At 35.0% G+C, this 18533-nt stretch carries 13 protein-coding genes, 1 tRNA gene and 1 pseudogene; 4 read left to right on the top strand and 11 right to left on the bottom strand.

Annotation, left to right across the window (positions count from 1 at the left end):
• On the bottom strand, window positions 1–375 hold the full coding sequence (gene rpsL, locus AAGD79_RS05260; RefSeq protein WP_006279787.1) for a 30S ribosomal protein S12: 375 nt from the start codon (window positions 373–375) through the stop codon (window positions 1–3).
• Window positions 376–1487: 1112 nt separating this feature from the next.
• On the opposite strand from rpsL, the gene prmC reads away from it, so the two are divergent.
• On the top strand, window positions 1488–2327 hold the full coding sequence (gene prmC, locus AAGD79_RS05265) for a peptide chain release factor N(5)-glutamine methyltransferase (protein WP_341811245.1): 840 nt from the start codon (window positions 1488–1490) through the stop codon (window positions 2325–2327).
• A 164-nt stretch (window positions 2328–2491) separates the two neighbouring features.
• Here prmC and AAGD79_RS05270 read toward each other — a convergent pair whose 3' ends face one another.
• From AAGD79_RS05270 to AAGD79_RS05305, 8 genes are all read right to left on the bottom strand, one after another.
• Window positions 2492–3340 (bottom strand): P44/Msp2 family outer membrane protein, encoded by an 849-nt coding sequence (locus AAGD79_RS05270; RefSeq protein WP_341811246.1) that lies wholly within the window; start codon window positions 3338–3340, stop codon window positions 2492–2494.
• A gap of 121 nt (window positions 3341–3461) precedes the next feature.
• Window positions 3462–5465: a type IV secretory system conjugative DNA transfer family protein gene (locus AAGD79_RS05275; protein WP_341811247.1), complete on the bottom strand. Its 2004-nt coding sequence runs from the start codon at window positions 5463–5465 to the stop codon at window positions 3462–3464.
• A gap of 30 nt (window positions 5466–5495) precedes the next feature.
• Window positions 5496–6488: a P-type DNA transfer ATPase VirB11 gene (virB11, locus tag AAGD79_RS05280; RefSeq protein ID WP_065094644.1), complete on the bottom strand. Its 993-nt coding sequence runs from the start codon at window positions 6486–6488 to the stop codon at window positions 5496–5498.
• A 1-nt stretch (window position 6489) separates the two neighbouring features.
• A complete protein-coding gene (locus AAGD79_RS05285; protein WP_174515709.1) occupies window positions 6490–7950 on the bottom strand; it encodes a TrbI/VirB10 family protein in 1461 nt (486 codons plus the stop codon).
• 16 nt (window positions 7951–7966) lie between these two features.
• Window positions 7967–8767 carry a P-type conjugative transfer protein VirB9 gene (gene virB9 / locus AAGD79_RS05290; RefSeq protein WP_174515708.1) on the bottom strand — a complete coding sequence of 267 codons (801 nt, stop codon included), beginning with the start codon at window positions 8765–8767 and terminating at the stop codon, window positions 7967–7969.
• Complete coding sequence (locus AAGD79_RS05295) at window positions 8754–9434, bottom strand: virB8 family protein (protein ID WP_151807683.1); 681 nt, start codon at window positions 9432–9434, stop codon at window positions 8754–8756. The genes virB9 and AAGD79_RS05295 overlap by 14 nt, the downstream gene beginning before the upstream one ends.
• 72 nt (window positions 9435–9506) lie before the next feature.
• Window positions 9507–10589, bottom strand: coding sequence for a GTP cyclohydrolase II (locus tag AAGD79_RS05300; protein WP_010082649.1), 1083 nt, complete (start codon window positions 10587–10589; stop codon window positions 9507–9509).
• A 29-nt stretch (window positions 10590–10618) separates the two neighbouring features.
• Window positions 10619–10706: transfer RNA gene (locus tag AAGD79_RS05305), tRNA-Leu, on the bottom strand.
• Between the two features lie 190 nt (window positions 10707–10896).
• On the opposite strand from AAGD79_RS05305, the gene AAGD79_RS05310 reads away from it, so the two are divergent.
• A complete protein-coding gene (locus AAGD79_RS05310; protein WP_006279778.1) occupies window positions 10897–12171 on the top strand; it encodes a metallophosphoesterase in 1275 nt (424 codons plus the stop codon).
• Between the two features lie 27 nt (window positions 12172–12198).
• On the opposite strand, the gene dnaA is transcribed toward AAGD79_RS05310, so the two are convergent.
• Window positions 12199–13581, bottom strand: a complete 1383-nt coding sequence (gene dnaA, locus AAGD79_RS05315; protein WP_010962298.1) for a chromosomal replication initiator protein DnaA — start codon at window positions 13579–13581, stop codon at window positions 12199–12201.
• Window positions 13582–13906: 325 nt separating this feature from the next.
• Here dnaA and AAGD79_RS05320 point away from each other — a divergent pair, with 325 nt between their 5' ends.
• The gene (locus AAGD79_RS05320; RefSeq protein WP_341811248.1) at window positions 13907–14644 is read left to right on the top strand and encodes a glutamine synthetase; all 738 of its coding nucleotides are present in this window, start codon (window positions 13907–13909) and stop codon (window positions 14642–14644) included.
• 3 nt (window positions 14645–14647) lie between these two features.
• Here the strand turns inward: AAGD79_RS05320 and AAGD79_RS05325 are convergent, their stop codons facing one another.
• A complete protein-coding gene (locus AAGD79_RS05325; protein WP_341811249.1) occupies window positions 14648–15229 on the bottom strand; it encodes a hypothetical protein in 582 nt (193 codons plus the stop codon).
• A gap of 175 nt (window positions 15230–15404) precedes the next feature.
• Between AAGD79_RS05325 and AAGD79_RS05330 the strand changes: the two are divergent.
• Window positions 15405–18478, top strand: a pseudogene (locus AAGD79_RS05330) (efflux RND transporter permease subunit).
• Window positions 18479–18533: the final 55 nt, after the last annotated feature.

An 18533-nucleotide genomic window follows, 5' to 3' on the forward strand; every position in this document is an offset into this window, starting at 1 on the left:
TTAACCAGATTTCTTTACACCATATTTTGAACGAGCTTTCTTTCGATTTTGCACACCACGCAGATCAAGGGCACCTCTTATTATGTGATAACGCACACCTGGCAAATCTTTAACCCGCCCACCACGTATCAAAACAACAGAGTGTTCTTGTAAATTATGACCTTCACCAGGTATATAAGCCGTCACTTCACCATACCCACTAATTTTTACTCTGGCTACTTTACGGAGTGCTGAGTTAGGCTTTCTAGGAGTTGTAGTATACACCTTAGTGCAAACACCTCTCCTTTGAGGGTTGCTTTCTCCCAAAGCTGGTACCTTTTTCTTATGGGTCAATCCTAATCTACCCTTACGTATTAATTGATTTATCGTAGGCATATGTTATAAACTCAAGCTCATTAAAATAACTAAGTTTTTAGTTATAAAATAATAAACCTCAATAGTCAATATAAAAATAAACATTACTACTCTAATAATTAAGCTCAACTGCCTTGAAAGCCATCAGTAGACTTCTTGCACTACCTCCCAAGCCACAACTGTCATTCAGTAGAAACGAAAAAACTTACTTGACACCCTTCGCCAGCCCCATTATCATGGTACTGAAGGTATTCATTTATCTTCAATCTGTGCAGATTAAATGACAACAGTATTACGTAATTGGCGTCTTATTTTTAATTTTTTGCACTATGCACACTTTACTTCTTCACAACATTTCTGGGTTTTTACCTATATAAGCTGAAACGCGCTTATAAAGCGTTTAAGACAGTATAGTACGCCAATTTGCAGGATTAGAGAGTGACAACTAGCTAATACGGGATATCTTTTGCCTTTTTTTTTGCTTAGTAAATTTCTTAAACATTTAAACTAAGGTGAGTTGCATTTAAAAGCAGCTAAATTGCAGTGTTTAAGACTTAAAAAACGCCAATACTGAAAATAGACAATGACTAGGGCTTCTTTTGCCTTTTTTTGCTTGGTAAATTTCTTAATATTTATGGCAACATGAACTGGGCAGGAAGGTGTCATTCCAGTGCTTGACACTGGAATCCAGTTTTCCATATAATCTCATCGAAAATGTTGTAACCACTTTCTGTGCTAGTTTGCTTGCTTACAAGCAAACTTTTCTGGATCCCAGTGTCTGGGCACTGGGATGACAGGGGAGGGAGGCTACTTGGATGACACCATTCTTTTTCCTGGATCCAAGTAGTCAGGGCACTGGGATGACAGGAGAAGGTACTAGGATGACACCCTGACCTCGTCGTCCCGCTACGTGTTAGCGGAATCTAGAGATACCGTGACGGTATGACGTAAAGCTCGCATTAGCTATACTTTTATGCTCACCAACTTAGCTGGATCCAAGTAGTCAAGCTACTTGGATCTGCAAATTGCAATGTTCGTACAGCTGCGTGCTTGACACTGGGATTTAGTGCAGCTACCCTAAACTGGAAGCTCATCTTGCTATTTTTGGCTGAAAGAAACATATTTTTAGAATAATGAAAACAATCAGCACTTTAATTCAAGAAGGATCGGAGTTATTATCGTCACATAAAGTTGAATCACCACATTTAGATTGTGAAATCATCATGCAGCACGTACTTGGAGTGGAAAGATCATTTATAATTGTGAACCATGCTGATCAAGTGCCGATGGAGAAAGAACTTTTATTTTGGAAATTAACAAAAAAAAGAGCGGAAAGATATCCAATATCACAAATAATAGGTAATCGTGAATTCTGGAGTAAAAATTTTATAGTTAACCAGCATGTTTTAGATCCAAGGCCAGATAGTGAAACAATAATCCTAGCAGTGTTAAAATATTACCCAAACAAAAAACAGAAACTAAAAATTGCAGATTTTGGTACAGGCACAGGTTGTTTATTGATATCCGTACTTAGTGAGTATGAATATGCTGTTGGCGTCGGTTTTGAAAAAAGCTTGGAAGCATATAAAGTTGCCTATCAGAACACAAAAAAACATGATCTTCTCAGCAGAGCCAAAATATTTCCAAGTTCGTGGACAGAGTGCAGAGGTTCATTCGATCTTATAATCAGTAATCCTCCATATATTAAAAGAAGCAAATTGAAAGACTTGCAAGCTGAAGTGCAAAAGGAACCAAGAATTGCTCTTGATGGTGGTATTGATGGTTTGAGCTGTTACTTGAGCATTTTTCCAATATTAAGGAGGTGCCTTAAAAAAAATGGGTTTGCGATATTCGAGATAGGTGAAGATCAAAGCAATATTGACAAAATAATCCCCTCATACGAATTAGCTTTTCAGGAATATGTATATGACTTAGCGGGAATGAAGAGATGCATTGTTATGCAAAAAACATAGCTAATGTTTTTTTGCCTTCATCCCATATTATCCTATATCATCCCAGTACCCTCTACCTAGTCATCCAAGTAGCGTGACTACTTGGATCTATATTTAACTAGATCCTATGGTCAAGCCATAGGATGACAGGAACGGTTTTATGCATTTTTTAAAGGGCAACATGTTTAAGCTTTGCTGGCAAAATGGAAAGTAAGACCAGCCTCTATGCCGTGTGTGTGAAATAGTTGATTACCTATATTTATTTCCTCAGTTACTTCGCTACCTGAGCTACGATTAAGCTTCCTTTCTCTAGCATTATTGGAGTCGGCTACTATTTGTCCTAACTTTTTTGCTGTAAGCTTAATATCGCTACCAATAGCACCAAAACCTCTATATCCGATATGCATATTTACATCTTCACTCATGCGATAATCAAAGCCAGCTTTTAATTGACCTGCGGGTCTGATTGACGATTTTTCAAACATTGTCATTCTTGTTGCACCGATTCCAATCCCAACATAAGGAGAAAAAGAGAAACGGTCACTTTTCCAATGATGATAAACATTTGCCATTACAGATATGTTCTCAATTTGGTTATGACTAACTGCAGCACTATAGAGATAAGTTTCTTTATCAGGATCCTCACCAGTCTCCTTTAGGTATGAAACAGTTATTTGGCTACTTGTTAAACCAATATTATCCACTTTTACAGAAGAATACATCCCTTCCAATTCAGCCCTATAGCTGTTGTTACCCAATTCCCCTGTGTAACCAAATGCCACATTTGCAGCAAAAGGTGGATTATAATCTCCTTTATACTCACTTAGTGACTGACCTTCTGTGTTCTGAGCACCCCTGTCATTTATAGACAAATTTTTGATACCTGTAGTGCTTGTTTTTAGTACGCTTGTGTTATTTAAATATTGACCGTAATACCCACTACCAAAGTAAAACCCTTCTGTTTCACTTGCAAAAGATTGTTGTGACAACAATAAAGCAAATGCTGTAACCGCTAATGTTTTTTTACTAATCATTACTACTCCCCTAGTTAAAATAGCTAATCTAATACTAATTAATTAAAAATGGCTTAATATGAAAAACCTAATTATTTGCATAACTTGCACTTTTCTGAGCTAAAAATAGGCAAAGTTAACCTTACTTCTCGTCATTTTTTAATTTATCCTCATCTTCAAATTCATCCTCCTCTTCTTCGTCATCAAACCCATCATCGCTCCTATCCTCATCTTCCTCGTCATCATCTTCAAACTTATCGTCGATATCTTCATCATCAATATCTTCGTCTGCAAATTCATCTGATTCATCATATACTGCATCTTCGGTTTTAGTTTCAGCAGGATAATCAACTGAATTAGGTCCCTCAAGAACATTATTCCCCTCGTTATTAACCTTATCTTTGCTCGCAGCGGCAGAAAGAACTTTGTTTGGGTCATATGGTTCTTGTGTAGGCACACGAGTTTGTTTGAGCAGCCTTCTTGTGAAGGTGGTATCACTGTAGTACAAAATTTTCTTTGATTTAATTGGGTAAGTCGACTCTATTAAAATTATCTGATCGTCACGTGGCAACATAATAACTTCTTGAGGCAATAGCAATGCTCTCTGTATTTCAGAGATATGTAATGACCTTGAAGCAGGATTTAAATCTAAAAATTTAGGCTTATTCAACGATTCTTGTTGTACAGTTTTGTTTCCTATAAGTTGCGATATTAAATTAGCTGTTTCAATATTATTGGCTGCAAAAGTTATTCTGTAAGTCGAGTTTGACAAAAAGGAGTTCATCCCTGCTTCTTCGTATATTCCTTTGAGCTGCTCAGTATCTTGAACAATTAAGAATAACCTAACTCGATAACCACGAAAATATGCAATACCTGTTTGAAATTGCTCCATTTTTCCAAGTGTAGGAAACTCATCCATTAAAAACAATACGCCATAAGGCTCGTCATCCGATGGCAATTTTCTACATAAAAACTCAGTTGCCTGTTGGTAAAAAACCTGCATTAAAGGCCTGAGCCTAGTCAAGTTGTCAGGAGTTAAACCAACATAAACTGTAATTTTCTTCTTTTTAAAATCTAGAATATTAAAATCACTTGACGCAGTTGCAGTATCAATCAATGGGTTTGCCCACAATTCAAGTGATGAGTTCATGGTTGATACAACACCTGACCTTTCTTTATCAGCTTTTTGTAAAAAAGCTGCAATATTCATATATGCTACAGGGTGTAGTATTTTACCCATTGTATCAAGAGCAACAGCAAGATTATAAACCACGTCATCACTACGCATCGTACGCACAACTTCACCAAAAGATTTAACTTTCTCTGGTGCAGCAAGTAAGTATAATACCACTCCAACAAATAAGCTTCTTGCTTCATTCTGCCAAAAGTCTTGTTCAGGCATGATTAGGTTAGCTATTTTCTGCACATCGTCAACCATCTGCCCAGGTTTTTCACTAATCCATTGTAATGGATTGTAACAGTGACTTATTCCATCTGGCTGCGCTGGATTCCATACGTATACTTTTTGTCCTTGTCGTTCTCGCCAACCACTTGTTATTTCATAGTTTTCTAATTTTATGTCGTGTACAATTACCGAGTCAGTCCAAAATAATAAATTAGGAATTACAAAGCCAACACCCTTACCAGAACCTGTAGGTGCAAATAACAATGCATGCTGAAACCCATCAGAAATGAAGTATCCTCTTTTATCTTTACCAAGCAATAATCCCTTTTTGCTTCTTAATCCTGCTTTTCGTATGTCTTTCTCTGATGCCCACTGCGAATCTCCATGAAGTGATTCCTTCTTTTTAAATGGTCGCCACTCAATTATCCTTTTTCTTAAATTCCATAAGATAATCATTAAAACAATGATAGGCAGTGCAGAAGATATAATTAATGTGATTTTGAGCTCAAGGCTATATAACTCTGGATGATTCCAACAATATTGTATATGATCAAAAATCGTTGGCCAAAGAGCTTGAGGGAAAGGCGTCAAACTAGGATTAATTGCCTTAAAATCCACAGCATCCGGACCATCAGCAAACAGAACAAACAATATACCAGATAGATAGAAGCAAAACTCAAGTACGCTAAAAGCTACTACACCTCCTATGAGAATATTACGTAGGTGATTTCCATTACTCATAAACTACTCTTCCTTAACTTATGTATAAATTTAAGCATTTTCGCTCGCAGATCTAGTAAATAATATCTCAGAAATGCTTCTTTTGCCCCCACCGGTTCTTTTTAGCTGAATAACAATATCAATCACATTTCTAATGTATGGTATAATTTGGTCTGGAGGAATGCCAAGATTTGCCTGCATAACCATCAATTTTATTTGCTCAAGGGCCATTGTTGGACTATCTGCATGAAGGGTTGATATTGATCCAGGGTGACCAGTATTTATCGCCCTGAGAAAACTAAAAGCTTCCGCTCCACGGAGCTCACCAACTATTATTCTGTCTGGCCTTAAACGTAAGCACGCTTCTATCAAATCTTGAGTGGTTACTTTTGCTCTGCCCTGCCCTCCTTTAGAGGCAATTAGATGGACTTTATTGGGATGATCGTTCAAAACGATTTCCCTTGCATCCTCAACAGTAATAATTCTTTCCTCAGCTGGAATAGCACGCAAAGTAGCATTAGTAAAAGTAGTCTTACCAGTGGAAGTTCCACCACTAATTATAATATTTTTCTTACTTATTACAGCGTATTCTAAAAACTCTTTTATTTTTTTTTGCCTTAACAATAAATCCAAATGACGGTCAACTGGATTATCAGTTGCTTCTGTAACAGTTTCAGAAAAAGCCCCCATTTTTTCGTAATCATCGAGTGCTAACTGCATGCTAGAAGGCTTACGAATCGACATGACTACTTTATCAGGTTCACATGCTGGCGGAAATACTATCTGTATACGATAACCATTTGGTAATGTTGCCGAAAGTAACGGCGCTTCTTCGCTAAGTTTTTGTTCTGTAGCTTGAGCAATCAGTCTGCCAAGAGATTTCAAATGGTTAAGATCGAATACTTCTAATTTTTCACACCTTATTTCACCGCGATTTTCAATCCATACTTCCTTTGGCTTATTTATTGATATTTCATTTACGCCTTCTTCTTGAAATATGCCTTGTAATGGCTCCAAATATGTATCAAGTGCAGCATAGTTCATTTCATTGATTTAATATTGCCTGTGGAGGAAATACTATATCTTGGTTAACAAATACTTTCAATGCAGTGCCTTGATCAACATAAATAGTTGGTTTTTTATCTGTATATCTGCCCACTACATCCCGCATATCTTTAGAAAAATCCTCGATTGATTTCCCGATTGCTTCATCATAAACAGACTTGCTTTTTCTTTGAATTTGTTCTAACAGTTGATTTACAATTTCCAGGCTTATATTTACCTCGTCTTCTTCAATTCCTAGTGCTTTTGCTATTTCCTCTTTCATTATTTTTAGTAAATCTTGTCTGCTTTTGGCACTCCGAATTCTTCCGATAGCCCCAAGGCCTAATTTCCATTTGTCACTAGATATCTTCTTTTCTGGGTCAATAATGAGTTGGAGAGAAGAAAAATCTATTTCGGTTGCAGTGATAGACTTTACTGCATCTCTGATAGTTAGCGTATCAACAAGATTAGAAGCCTTTTGCCCTATAACAGCAGAACCAATCGAAACACCAGCAAGTGTCACTGAAGAGAATAACGCACTTACTATTTTGTTATCAACTATTCCTGCTATTCCTGCTCTACCAAGCTCGTCAGTACTAAGTGATGAGATTGCAATATCTATTCCATGTGGCAGAATCACTCTATTCCAGTTTATATTTACACGAGATTTAGCAACATTCGAGTCAAATGAATAACTGCCTATCAATCTTGAGCCTTTAGGTATTAAAACTGTATCACCAGTTTCTGCATAAACATCTCTACTCACCATAGCACGCAGCATTCCTTGCAGATCAGAGTTTATTGCAGTTTCAAGAACAGCATCAATAATTTTACCTTGAGTAATCATTAAACCAAGCTTTCCTACTCTGGTAGCTTTGCTCGATTGTGCTGAAGTGTCGGATAAAATAGCATCAGCAGCCTTGTTCTCTCCACTACCACCTGAAATTGTCAACATCTGTGCACTACGTCTGTCTCTAGGATAACCGCCACCCCCTATTGTAGGAAACGAGGTAGGTAAATTGCCCATAACATTACTAGAAGGAAAATTTTGCTTTGGCAAAATAGGTATATTTGACACAGGAGTTTCTTTTGGTTTCTCTTCTTCTTTTTTCATCACTTCTTCTTTTCTAATTTGTTTTATTTCTGGTATGATTAGTGGTGTAGGAAGAGGAGGTAAGGGTGGTAAGGGATCAGTTATTATTCTTTCAGGAACCATTACATTATCTGGAACTTGTTCCAACTTTCCTTTCAATTCTTGAACGTTTTGCTTTGTTTCCTCTTTTTTAATAACTTCTGAACCCTCTTTAGGAGAAGGACTAAAATAGAGATAATACACTCCACCAGCCAGAAGCACTAAAATAATGACCATCAATGCCCTATGACCTTGATTAGAGCCAACTGTTACTACCTTATTCTCTATTTCTGATTCATCTTCTGAATTGTTACGCCTTTCTTTATTCATATTGCATGTACCACAGCTAAAGTGACCTATTTATAATTTCAACTTCACCATCTTCATAACGCATAAATAGCTTTTTATGTACTCCTTTTATTATAACATAATCATCAAATAACAGCCTTTTACAAGGTTTATCCTCCCCTTCTACAAAAACCTGAGGTATTTTATTATTATTTCTAAATTTTAAATAGGTTAAATAACCATCATCAAATAACTCGATCGGAACTATATCCGCATTACCACCTTCATCAATATATGTATAATTGTACTTCGTATCATTTTCTTGTATTATTTTTTCTAGCTTGTCTGTAGTATATTGCATTTGAGTAGGTAAAGAAACCTCATCTAAATCAACATCAAATTCACCTTCTTCTTGAGGATAATAAAAACGTACTACGTAAGATATATCCTTTTCAGCAGAATAATCGTGATCCACTTTCTTAGCATCAGTATCCGGGTATTTATCGTAGTTTGGCCTTGAGATTAAATCAAAAATGTAATTTCTTTTTTTAGTTGTCGTAATAATCATGTTAGTGCGACTACTAACTTCAAATGGCATGATAAGCAATTTATTGTCATAAGGATTAATTTTCCAACTTGATGCATCACCAACAGCGATATTTTTAACTTTTTCTCCTTCCGCAAATTCAATATAAGAATAGTAACCCTGACTAAAAACCACCGTAAATACTTCATTAGGGCTATACACAAAAGTCTTTATTCTACTATCTATAGAAATAGGCTCATTATAATTAATGGATGCGTTTAAATTGCCACTTACAAGTAAAGCTAAAACTAATAATATCCTATACATATTCATCATCTACTCTATATGAAATAACTTGAAATCCTAATGGGTTAATATATCTTTGCTGATCATCCATTTCAAGCGATGCATATCTATATGACATAATAACTATCTTATTTTTTCTCGTAGAACTTCCATCTTTCCGTGTAAATTCCACAAAAAATCTTACCTGAAGAGCATCGTTACCCAACTTTTGAATTGAGCGAATTTTAAATTCACTTTTGGTATCTGAATATAAATTAAAAAGATCATCCATATTCTGCGATCCTACATAATTTCTAAATTCATTATACACATTAGGTGAGGAAAACAACCTCACCTTTGTATAATAGTTATAATTATAATGATATGGATCAAAAACCTCCCTTGCTTTTATATACTCTGAAATAAAATAATCGTTTAGCGCTTCATCTGCAGAATACTGTTTTACTGTGACAGGATCAACCAATTGCACTATTCCTGATTTCTTGTCAATTTCTATAACAAATGGCTCAATAGTGCTACTTGTGCTAATTTTAAATATGACTAATATGCTGATAGAGATCGTTGCTAATAATATTAATGCAAATAAAAGTAGAATATTCCTTTGAGCAATAACTGTGCTGTAGCGGTTTGAATTCCAATTTATATCCTTATCTAAGGATTCAGTATTTTTTTCTCGCTTAAAAAATCTTAGCATTTTAGTATTCCTAAAAATCTTAACTTATGTTAATAAACATAGCAAATTAACAAAGTAGTTACAGCAAAAAAGCTAAAAAACTCTTAATCTATGGCCTAATTTACCAAACTTTGTCTCCATATATGAATCGTTATATTTATTACGTTCCACAATAAGTGGTAGACACTTTGTAACTCCTATACCACTACTTTCCAATTCTGACAATTTCCTATCATTGTTTGTAAGTAATTGGATTTTGTTAATGTTCAATTTCTTAAGCATTTTAGCTGCAACAGCAAAACTCCTTTCATCATCTTCAAAACCCAATATTCTATTTGCATCAACAGTATCAAGATTATGTCCTCTTTGCATACTGTACGCTCTTAACTTATTAGTTAAACCAATGCCTCTTCCATCTTGCATCAAATACAATATAATACCACTTCCAGAGTCAGCTATCATTTGAATTGCTTGATGTAACTGACTTCTGCAATCGCATGACAAGCTATCTAACAAGTCACCCGTATAGCACGAAGAATGAATTCTCACTAATGGTTCGTCATCTTTATCTGGATTGCCAATGATAATTGCATGATGTTCTCTTCCACCACTTTCGGTTCTATAAGATATGATATTTACTTCTTGAGTCTGTTTTAAAAATAATGATGTTTTGCACACTTCATATACATCCTGATTTTCTTGAAAATTATTTATGAATGACGTGTCCAGTGCAATAACGTCATTTTTCTCGCACCAATTTCGCATTTCATGGTTATTCTCAAAAGTCATATCAGCCACTAACGCGTATGGCAATAATTCTGAGAACTTAAGCAAGGCAATAGCACATTCATCTATTGTCTTTGAGCATTGCAACTCTTTTATGCAATCTTCCTTTGAACAGTTTATTAAATAGAGCAGTTCATCAAAATTATTCACCAACAGACGTTTGCTGTTATGTTCTTTATTCTGAGATATGTATTTTACCTTACTTGAAGTTAAAGTAACATATACATTACTTGATGTAAGCTTGTATTGATTAAATAAATCTCTTTCTAAAGCCTCAGCAGCAGCAAACAATAGGTAATTACTTTCATCATATATTACAATTGGCCGACCGCGCCTGATTTCGCTGATAGCTCTTTCTACCTTATTGCTACTCTGATTTCCTATAAACATTTTTACCCATATTAAACAGCGATAAAAACTGGTGCGGCCGAGAAGACTTGAACTTCCAAGGCCTTATGAGCCACAGCGACCTCAACGCTGCGTGTCTACCAATTCCACCACGGCCGCACTATATTCTAGTTTTTATATAATTATTTTAAATTACTTAATCATTTTAGAATTTTTCATCTAGAGTGTCAATCTGATACTAGAATAATTTAGAAATTGTTTGTATAATTTGATTATGAATTTTGTGATTATAAATTTTAATCATTTAAGATAACCTTACTACTAATTTTTAACTTAGGTTTTTATACAAATGAATATAGCTAATATCTTTATTTTTTTAGCTCTCTCTCTTATAACTAGCTTTCATTTCGTCCATGCACAAATATTATACACATGGTCTCAAGTTATCCCAGAAAATAAACTAAGCATACGCGCAATTACGGACAATGACATGTGTCCCATTGTTTATGTTGATGGCGAGGAAACAGAAATGCTGAATCGCAGCTCAATTAACAATGGTGATCATAACGAAACAGTTTGTGAACTGACAGTACAAACAAGTGCCAAAAACATTAGTATTGAGGATCTACGGGTTCCTATATTACCAAAAAAGGTTAATAAAATTGCTTTCATTGGTGACACGGGCTGTAGAATAAATATGTTATTTCAGCAGGAATGTAATTCGGTAGATAGCTGGCCTTTAAAAAAAAATTTAGATTCAATCGCCCTTCATAAACCAGATTTAATTATCCATGTTGGTGATTATCATTATAGACAAACAAAATGTAGAAATACAAAAAAGTGTGGCGATATTTATGGATATAATAAAGAAGTTTGGTACGCTGATTGGTTTGAGCCTGCAAAGGATATTTTATCACAATCCCCTTTCCTTTTTGTTCGTGGAAACCATGAGAGTTGTGATAGAGCTTATGAAGGATGGTTCAGGTATCTAGATTCATACCCCTTTTCGTCTGAAAAATGTGGAAACTTCGTTTCTAGTTGGTCCTTAGATGCTGGACCGATGAAATTTTTTATCTTCGACTCTTCATCCGGTGAGGATATTTTTACAACCCAAAGCACAATTGATGCTTTTGAGAGGCAATTTGATAAATTGATACAAAATAGTTCTGACAAGCCCATGTGGTTTTTAACTCATAAACCGCTTTGGAGATCTCCAAAAAAAGAATTTTTGACATTAAAAAGCCATGGTAATCTTACACAAATCGAAGCTTTTGGAGATAAATTTCCAAGCAATGTTACTACCATAGTTTCTGGCCACATTCATATAGCCCAGATTTTATTAATGGATAATGTTCCAGACCAAATTATAGTTGGAAACGGTGGTGCATCATTACACGCTCAAGATCAAGAATCTGTTTATCAAAATGTAGAATTTGACTATTTAAATGGTAAAAACTACTTAGCACACGAGGTTAGAAACTTTTTTGGCTTTGGCTTTGCAATACTAAATTTAGATGATCACGAATTTACCTTCTATAATCAACACAATAAGGAAATGTATTCTGCGAAGCTAACAGAAGATTTTAAACTTAAACGGATTAAAACTATAGTCGATTCATTTTAGGATTTGTTATTAGCTATTTTAAAAACGCTACTTAAACATTTTTTTTAATCGATTGATTTCATCAGCAAATTTTGAGTCGGTCTTTATAAAATTTTCTACTTGTTTTACTGCATGTATAACAGTAGCATGGTCTCTGCCACCAAAGTTTCTCCCAATATCTGGTAGGCTTTTTTGCGTAAATTTTTTGGCAAAATACATAGCTATTTGTCTTGGCCTTGCAAGACTGCGAAGCCTTCTATTGGATTGCATATCTGCAACCTTTATATTGAAAAATTCAGCTACTTTCTTTTGTATTTCTTCTATTGTGACTGACCTATGATTTGACCTAAGAAGATCGATTAGGGTTTCACTAGCTGATTCTACCGTCATACTTCTTCCAATTAATGAGGTATGGGTAACCTTATTTAATGCTCCTTCTAATTCTCTTATATTAGATTTTATGTTCCTTGCTAAAAACTCTAGGACATCTTTCGGAACATACATATTCATCTGCTCCACTTTTGCCTGCAATATACCAAGCCTTAATTCAAAAGTTGTTTCATTAATATCTGCCACCAACCCCCAACCGAGTCGTGATTTTATTCTTTCTTCCACTCCATCAAGATCACTAGGAGACCTATCAGCTGATATAACCAATTGTTTATTTTGGTCTATCAATGCATTGAAAGTGTGAAAAAATTCTTCTTGTGTACTATCTTTACCACTGATAAATTGCACATCATCTACCATCAATACATCTACTGATCTAAATTGCTCTTTAAATAACATAATATCTTTGCTTCGCAGCGCTGTAATATATTGGTACATGAATTTCTCTGCTGATAAATACACCACTTTTCTTTTTGCTGATGGGGAATTGACTATGTGCCAAGCTATAGCATGCATTAGATGTGTTTTACCAAGTCCCACTCCACCATATAGAAACAAAGGATTGCTGCCTAATATTGGATCTATAGATTCTGCCACACGCTTTGCCGCCGTAAATGCTAATTCATTTGGCTTTCCCACTACAAAATTATCAAAGGTGAACCTTGGATCCAGCGGCGAACCAAGATTATGATTACTTTCCTCTCTGTTTTTTAGTATAACATTAAAATTTGAATTCCTCTCCTCAATTACTTGAATATCAATAGAACGTATACTTTTATCTTCGCTTTGCCATAATGATAATATTTTTTTCATGTAATGAACTGTAATCCACTCTTTTATAAACCTTGTTGACACGGATAAAAGAACTTCCCCATTTCTGCTACTGACAAATTTTAGTGAACTCAGCCAGCTATTATATGTTGCTTCTCCATAAAGATTATAAAGACAATTTTGGATTTTTTCCCAAGTAACATTGTGATCCGTTACTGTAATAATCTGATCAAAAAACATAGTAGAAACCTTAGGGCTAGTTAAGTTCATATACCACACCAAGAAAAAAGCAATAATTAGAAAATATAAGATAATCAATAGCTTACTGCAAAATGAAAAGCTAATACTACTTAATACATACTAAAAATTATGGTGATTTTTTGATGGGTTGTAAAGGGTATAAAAACATTAAAATTGATCATTTTTATTTCAAAAAAATGAAAAATTTGTAAATGTCGCTTGTATCGAGGATTAGAAGCATGCTATTAAAAACAGTAATACATTATGTATAAATAAGATGTTAAATTTACTGGCAAATAAGTAAAGTATTCATATAAATATAGCTAACCTAATATAGATTTACTGAAGCAAATTTATGATTATATTAAGTAATTTGAGTTGTTATGCTGTATTCGGTATTGAACTAGAGTTTTACATTGAAGGAATAGAAAAAGAATACTTATTTCTGAATAGCATCAAAAATAAAATAGCATCTCTTGAATTTTCTTGCGAGAAGGAGAATTCTACACATCAGTATGAGATAAACAGTGGTTGTTATACGAACTCCTACAATTTAATTAAGCATTTTGAGTTAGCAAAACAATCACTTACTGAAACAGCACAAAAACTAGGTGGGAATGTTTCTTTTAAAGCAAAGCCTTATTTGGATAGAGCAGGCAGTGCATTAAATGTGCATGTTAATCTCGTGAATTCAAATAACGGTAACTTATTTTATATCAATGAGCAAAAGTACAGTGACTATCTGATTCATAGTATTGGTGGATTATGTGCAATGATGAAAAAACATATGTTGTTTTTTGCTCCAAATGATGATTCATATTTAAGATTTCAGTATCCGGATATTCACACTCCAACTACGATTAGTTGGGGAGTAAATAACAGAACTGCTGCGATAAGAATTCCCTATTTTGGCAACGATTTCAAAAGATGCCGCCTAGAGCACCGCGTTCCCGGAGCAGATTGTGACCTTGAAAAAGTACTCACAGCAATAATTGAAGGTATAGTTTTTGGTATAGAGAACAAAATTGCTCCGCCAAATAGAGTGTATGGCATTGCATCTGATTTTCAATATGAGATGGAGAGTTTGATATAAACTCTAACCACGTTGGTTAACAATATCTTCCATAGTTAGCCGCTCTGGCATTCTCATTGAATCACTAGTGACAAAAGTTTTTGGAGCACTGGCAACTTTTGTGATTTCCTGGTAATATCCATTCATATGCATAGGAGGGGATCGCATTAAATCCATATAGTTCGTTGCGTATCTAGTCTGACTTGTATCATCAGCCCCAGCAAGTGAGTTACCGTCAAGGTCCATATGTTCAGGTAGTCCATTTTTCATTTTTTCTTCTGCTCTTTTCCTTATTATTTCTTCTTCTAACTCAGCTTCAGTTTTTTCTGGTTCTTCTACGGTATCTTTTTCTTCACCTTCACCAACACTGCTATACCCTTCATCTTCTGAAACTTTATCTCCTGAAACACCAGTAATTTCAGCTTTAGTTCTTATTTTATGAATCAGCGAAAGTAATAAGTAAGTAACTGCAGCGGCAGAAACGATAATGGCTATCTTTGCGGCAATGTGGATTGCTGTTAAAAATATTAAAGCTGATAAAGCTCCAGCTAATCCAGACACAATAACTTTATTTTTGCCCTTTGTTACATTTAGAATTGCCACCATAATAACCTCTCAAATACTGTTCTAGAATTATTATACAGGAATTTTCTTATACTTGCAATTTTGCGAAAATTTTAATTATTTGCGTAAAGTTTTAAAGCTACACAAGGATTAATTAATATGCAATGTATCTCGACTATAATATTGTACAAACACACATATTCAGCTAACATTCAACATGCAGAGCTTACTCATAGAGCGAAACAGGGCGGTGGTATTATTACTTATAGTAATTTTTATCTTCGGTTCATACGTTTATGTAAAAATGCCAAGGGAAAGCAATCCTGATATACAGATTCCTATAATCAGCGTGTTTGTTGGACTTCCTGGGATTTCTGCTCAAGATAGTGAAAAGCTATTAGTGCTTCCTATAGAAAATGAACTAAGATCCATCGAAGGTGTAAGAGAATTGAGAGCTTTTGCAACTAATGATGGTGCTCACATGATACTCGAATTTGGAACAGAGTATGATAATAAAGAAGTGCTCGATAATGTTCGTTCAAAGCTTTCAAACATAAAATCGAAGTTACCTGTTGAAGCGGAATCTCCGATAATCAATGAAATAAACTTGAGCTTATTTCCGATACTCAATGTCGGCTTAATTGGTAATTTGCCAGAAAGAGCCTTAACTGAAATAGCACGCAAGCTAAAGAAAGAAATAGAATCTCTGCCAAATGTTCTCAAAGTTGAAGTGGCAGGTATGCGTAAAGAAACAGTGGAAGTGATAGTTGAGCCCACAGTTCTAACAAAATATAACATTCAATCAAACGAAATATTCCAAGCTATATCAAGCAATAACAGACTAGTGGAAGCTGGGTCACTGGAAAATGATACCGGTAAATATTCGATTAAAATATCAGGGTTATTAAAAGATATAGAAGATATTATGAATATTCCTATTAGATCTCAAGGCGATGCAGTTTTGAGAATCAAAGATATAGCAAAAGTATACCCTAGGTTTGAGGATCACCAAGGATTTGCTCGCATTAATGGATTACCTAGTGTCGTGCTAGAAATTTCAAAACGTAACGGAAAAAACATAATAGACACAGTAAATCAAGTAAAATACTTAATGGATAAGGCAAAAGATCAATTACCTGAAAATTTAAAAGTGGTGTACTTAAACGACCAGTCAAAAAACGTCCGCGATGTGCTTGATGACTTGGAAAACGGCATAATATTTGCTGTGTTGTTAATATTGATCATAATGATGCTTTCTATGGGAACAAGGATTGCTATTCTTGTGGCACTCTCGATACCCGGTTCCTTTCTCATTGGGATAATAGCTCTTTACTTTATGGGTATAACCTTAAATATCGTTGTGCTCTTCAGTTTAATTATGGCTGTTGGCATGCTGGTTGATGATGCAATTGTGATCAGCGAATATGCCGATAGAAAGATGATCTGCGGAATGGACAAAGTAGAAGCTTTTTACACTTCAGTTCGTGATATGTTTTATCCGGTTCTATCATCAACGTTAACTAAATTAGCAGTGTTTTTTCCTCTATTATTCTGGCCTGATACTGTTGGTAAATTCATGCAGTACATACCAATTACAATAATTCTAACTTTGACTGGATCGCTCATTATGGCTTTGGTTTTTATACCAACACTTGGTGCAATATTTGGTAAGCCTTCGATAACTTCAAAAAAAGAAATAAAAAAATGAGTGCTATAGAAAGTGGTGAAATAAAAAATGCTGGGCCTATAATAAGAGCTTACGTACGCATGCTAGAGAAGGTTTTGGATCATCCTAAAAAATTCGTATGTGCTACTGTATTCGTTTTGTTTTCATTTAGTGTGCTGTACTTTACTTTTGGTCCTGGAGTAAAGTTTTTTCCGAAAGTGGATTCAGATAATATTTTAATCAGTGTTAAAGCAAAAGAAAGCTTATCAGCCAAAGAACGAGATCTGATACTCAAAGAAGTGGAAGAACGCATTTTGAGCATTGAAAAAGAAATTCATGTTTCTTATGCTAGATCAGGAGCATTTTCAGACAACGTTATCGCCAGAATACAACTAGAACTTATGGATTGGCGCTTCAGGCGCAAAGCTAAGCACATACTAAATGATATAAGGAGCAGTGTGCAAGACATGAAAGGAATAATAATTAATGTTCAAGAGGAAAAGCCAGGACCGTCGGCTGACAAGCCAATACAAATCAACCTCAGCGGGAGTGCATCCAGTTTGAATTTAGCAGCAGAGAAAATTCTAGAAATTATGAACCAACCTTCATCCGGGTTTATAAATATTCAAGATAGCAGATCAGCACCTGAAATAGAGTGGAATATGAGTGTTGATAAGAATAAGGCTACAAGCTCTGAAGTAAGTGTTGCAACCATTGGCGATTTTATAAAGATGGTTACAAATGGAGTGTTGATTGGAAAATATAGACCAAATAACACGGATGAAGAAATCGATATTGTACTCCGTTTCCCTGGAAAGGATCGCAACATGAAGACTATAGACAATCTTTTTATCAATACAGTTAATGGCCCGTATCCTATGAGCAATATAGTAAAATATGCTCCCGAAAAAAAGGTAAACAAACTAAACAGGATTGATGGATTACGCATAGTGACAATCTCTGCTGACGTTGATACTGGCTATCTTGTTGATGAAAGAGTAAAGTTCATTCAGAATTCTATTGCCCAGGATTGGGACAAGGGAGTAAAAATTGATTTTAAAGGCGACAAAGAAGATCAACAAAAATCAGGAGCATTTTTGTTAAAGGCTTTTATATTAGCGATTACACTAATGATATTGGTATTAGTGACACAGTTTAATAATGTATACCATACATTTATCGTAATGACAGCAGTGTTTTTATCCACAACATGTGTGTTTTTTGTTTTCTTTCTTATCCAACAAGTTTTCGTAGTTGTTATGTGTGGAGTGGGGATAATTGCTTTGGCGGGAATTATAGTAAATAATAACATACTATTGCTTGATGCCTTTCATCACCAAATTAAGGTACACAAAAATGACATCAAGCGATGTGTAATAAACGCTGCAATTTCTCGCGTTAGGCCAATATTGCTTACCGTTGCAACCACAGTTCTTGGTTTAATACCGATGATTACCAGGTTAAATATCAATTTTTTTACGCTACAAATCACATATGATGCTCCATCAAGCCAGTGGTGGGTTGACATTTCAACAACCATAGCAAGTGGAATATTGGCTGCAACGGTTTTAACTTTATTCTTTACTCCTGCGTTGCTTGTTATACAAAAACATGAAAAAACTTGACTTAAATTAGCAATCATTTAACATTTAAGATAGTGTTCTTTGCCCGTTGGAGCTA

The sequence above is a fragment of the Wolbachia endosymbiont (group A) of Oxytorus armatus genome, from assembly GCF_964027005.1.
In the GTDB taxonomy this organism is placed as follows: Bacteria; Pseudomonadota; Alphaproteobacteria; order Rickettsiales; family Anaplasmataceae; genus Wolbachia; species Wolbachia pipientis.

Coding starts and splice junctions, on each gene's coding strand:
- AAGD79_RS05295 (WP_151807683.1), bottom strand. CDS start 9,434: ATGCTAAGATTTTTTAAGCGAGAAAAAAATACTGAATCCTTAGATAAG.
- AAGD79_RS05270 (WP_341811246.1), bottom strand. CDS start 3,340: ATGATTAGTAAAAAAACATTAGCGGTTACAGCATTTGCTTTATTGTTG.
- AAGD79_RS05310 (WP_006279778.1), top strand. CDS start 10,897: ATGAATATAGCTAATATCTTTATTTTTTTAGCTCTCTCTCTTATAACT.
- prmC (WP_341811245.1), top strand. CDS start 1,488: ATGAAAACAATCAGCACTTTAATTCAAGAAGGATCGGAGTTATTATCG.
- dnaA (WP_010962298.1), bottom strand. CDS start 13,581: ATGAACTTAACTAGCCCTAAGGTTTCTACTATGTTTTTTGATCAGATT.
- AAGD79_RS05325 (WP_341811249.1), bottom strand. CDS start 15,229: ATGGTGGCAATTCTAAATGTAACAAAGGGCAAAAATAAAGTTATTGTG.
- AAGD79_RS05320 (WP_341811248.1), top strand. CDS start 13,907: ATGATTATATTAAGTAATTTGAGTTGTTATGCTGTATTCGGTATTGAA.
- virB9 (WP_174515708.1), bottom strand. CDS start 8,767: ATGAATATGTATAGGATATTATTAGTTTTAGCTTTACTTGTAAGTGGC.
- rpsL (WP_006279787.1), bottom strand. CDS start 375: ATGCCTACGATAAATCAATTAATACGTAAGGGTAGATTAGGATTGACC.
- virB11 (WP_065094644.1), bottom strand. CDS start 6,488: ATGAACTATGCTGCACTTGATACATATTTGGAGCCATTACAAGGCATA.
- AAGD79_RS05275 (WP_341811247.1), bottom strand. CDS start 5,465: ATGAGTAATGGAAATCACCTACGTAATATTCTCATAGGAGGTGTAGTA.
- AAGD79_RS05300 (WP_010082649.1), bottom strand. CDS start 10,589: ATGTTTATAGGAAATCAGAGTAGCAATAAGGTAGAAAGAGCTATCAGC.
- AAGD79_RS05285 (WP_174515709.1), bottom strand. CDS start 7,950: ATGAATAAAGAAAGGCGTAACAATTCAGAAGATGAATCAGAAATAGAG.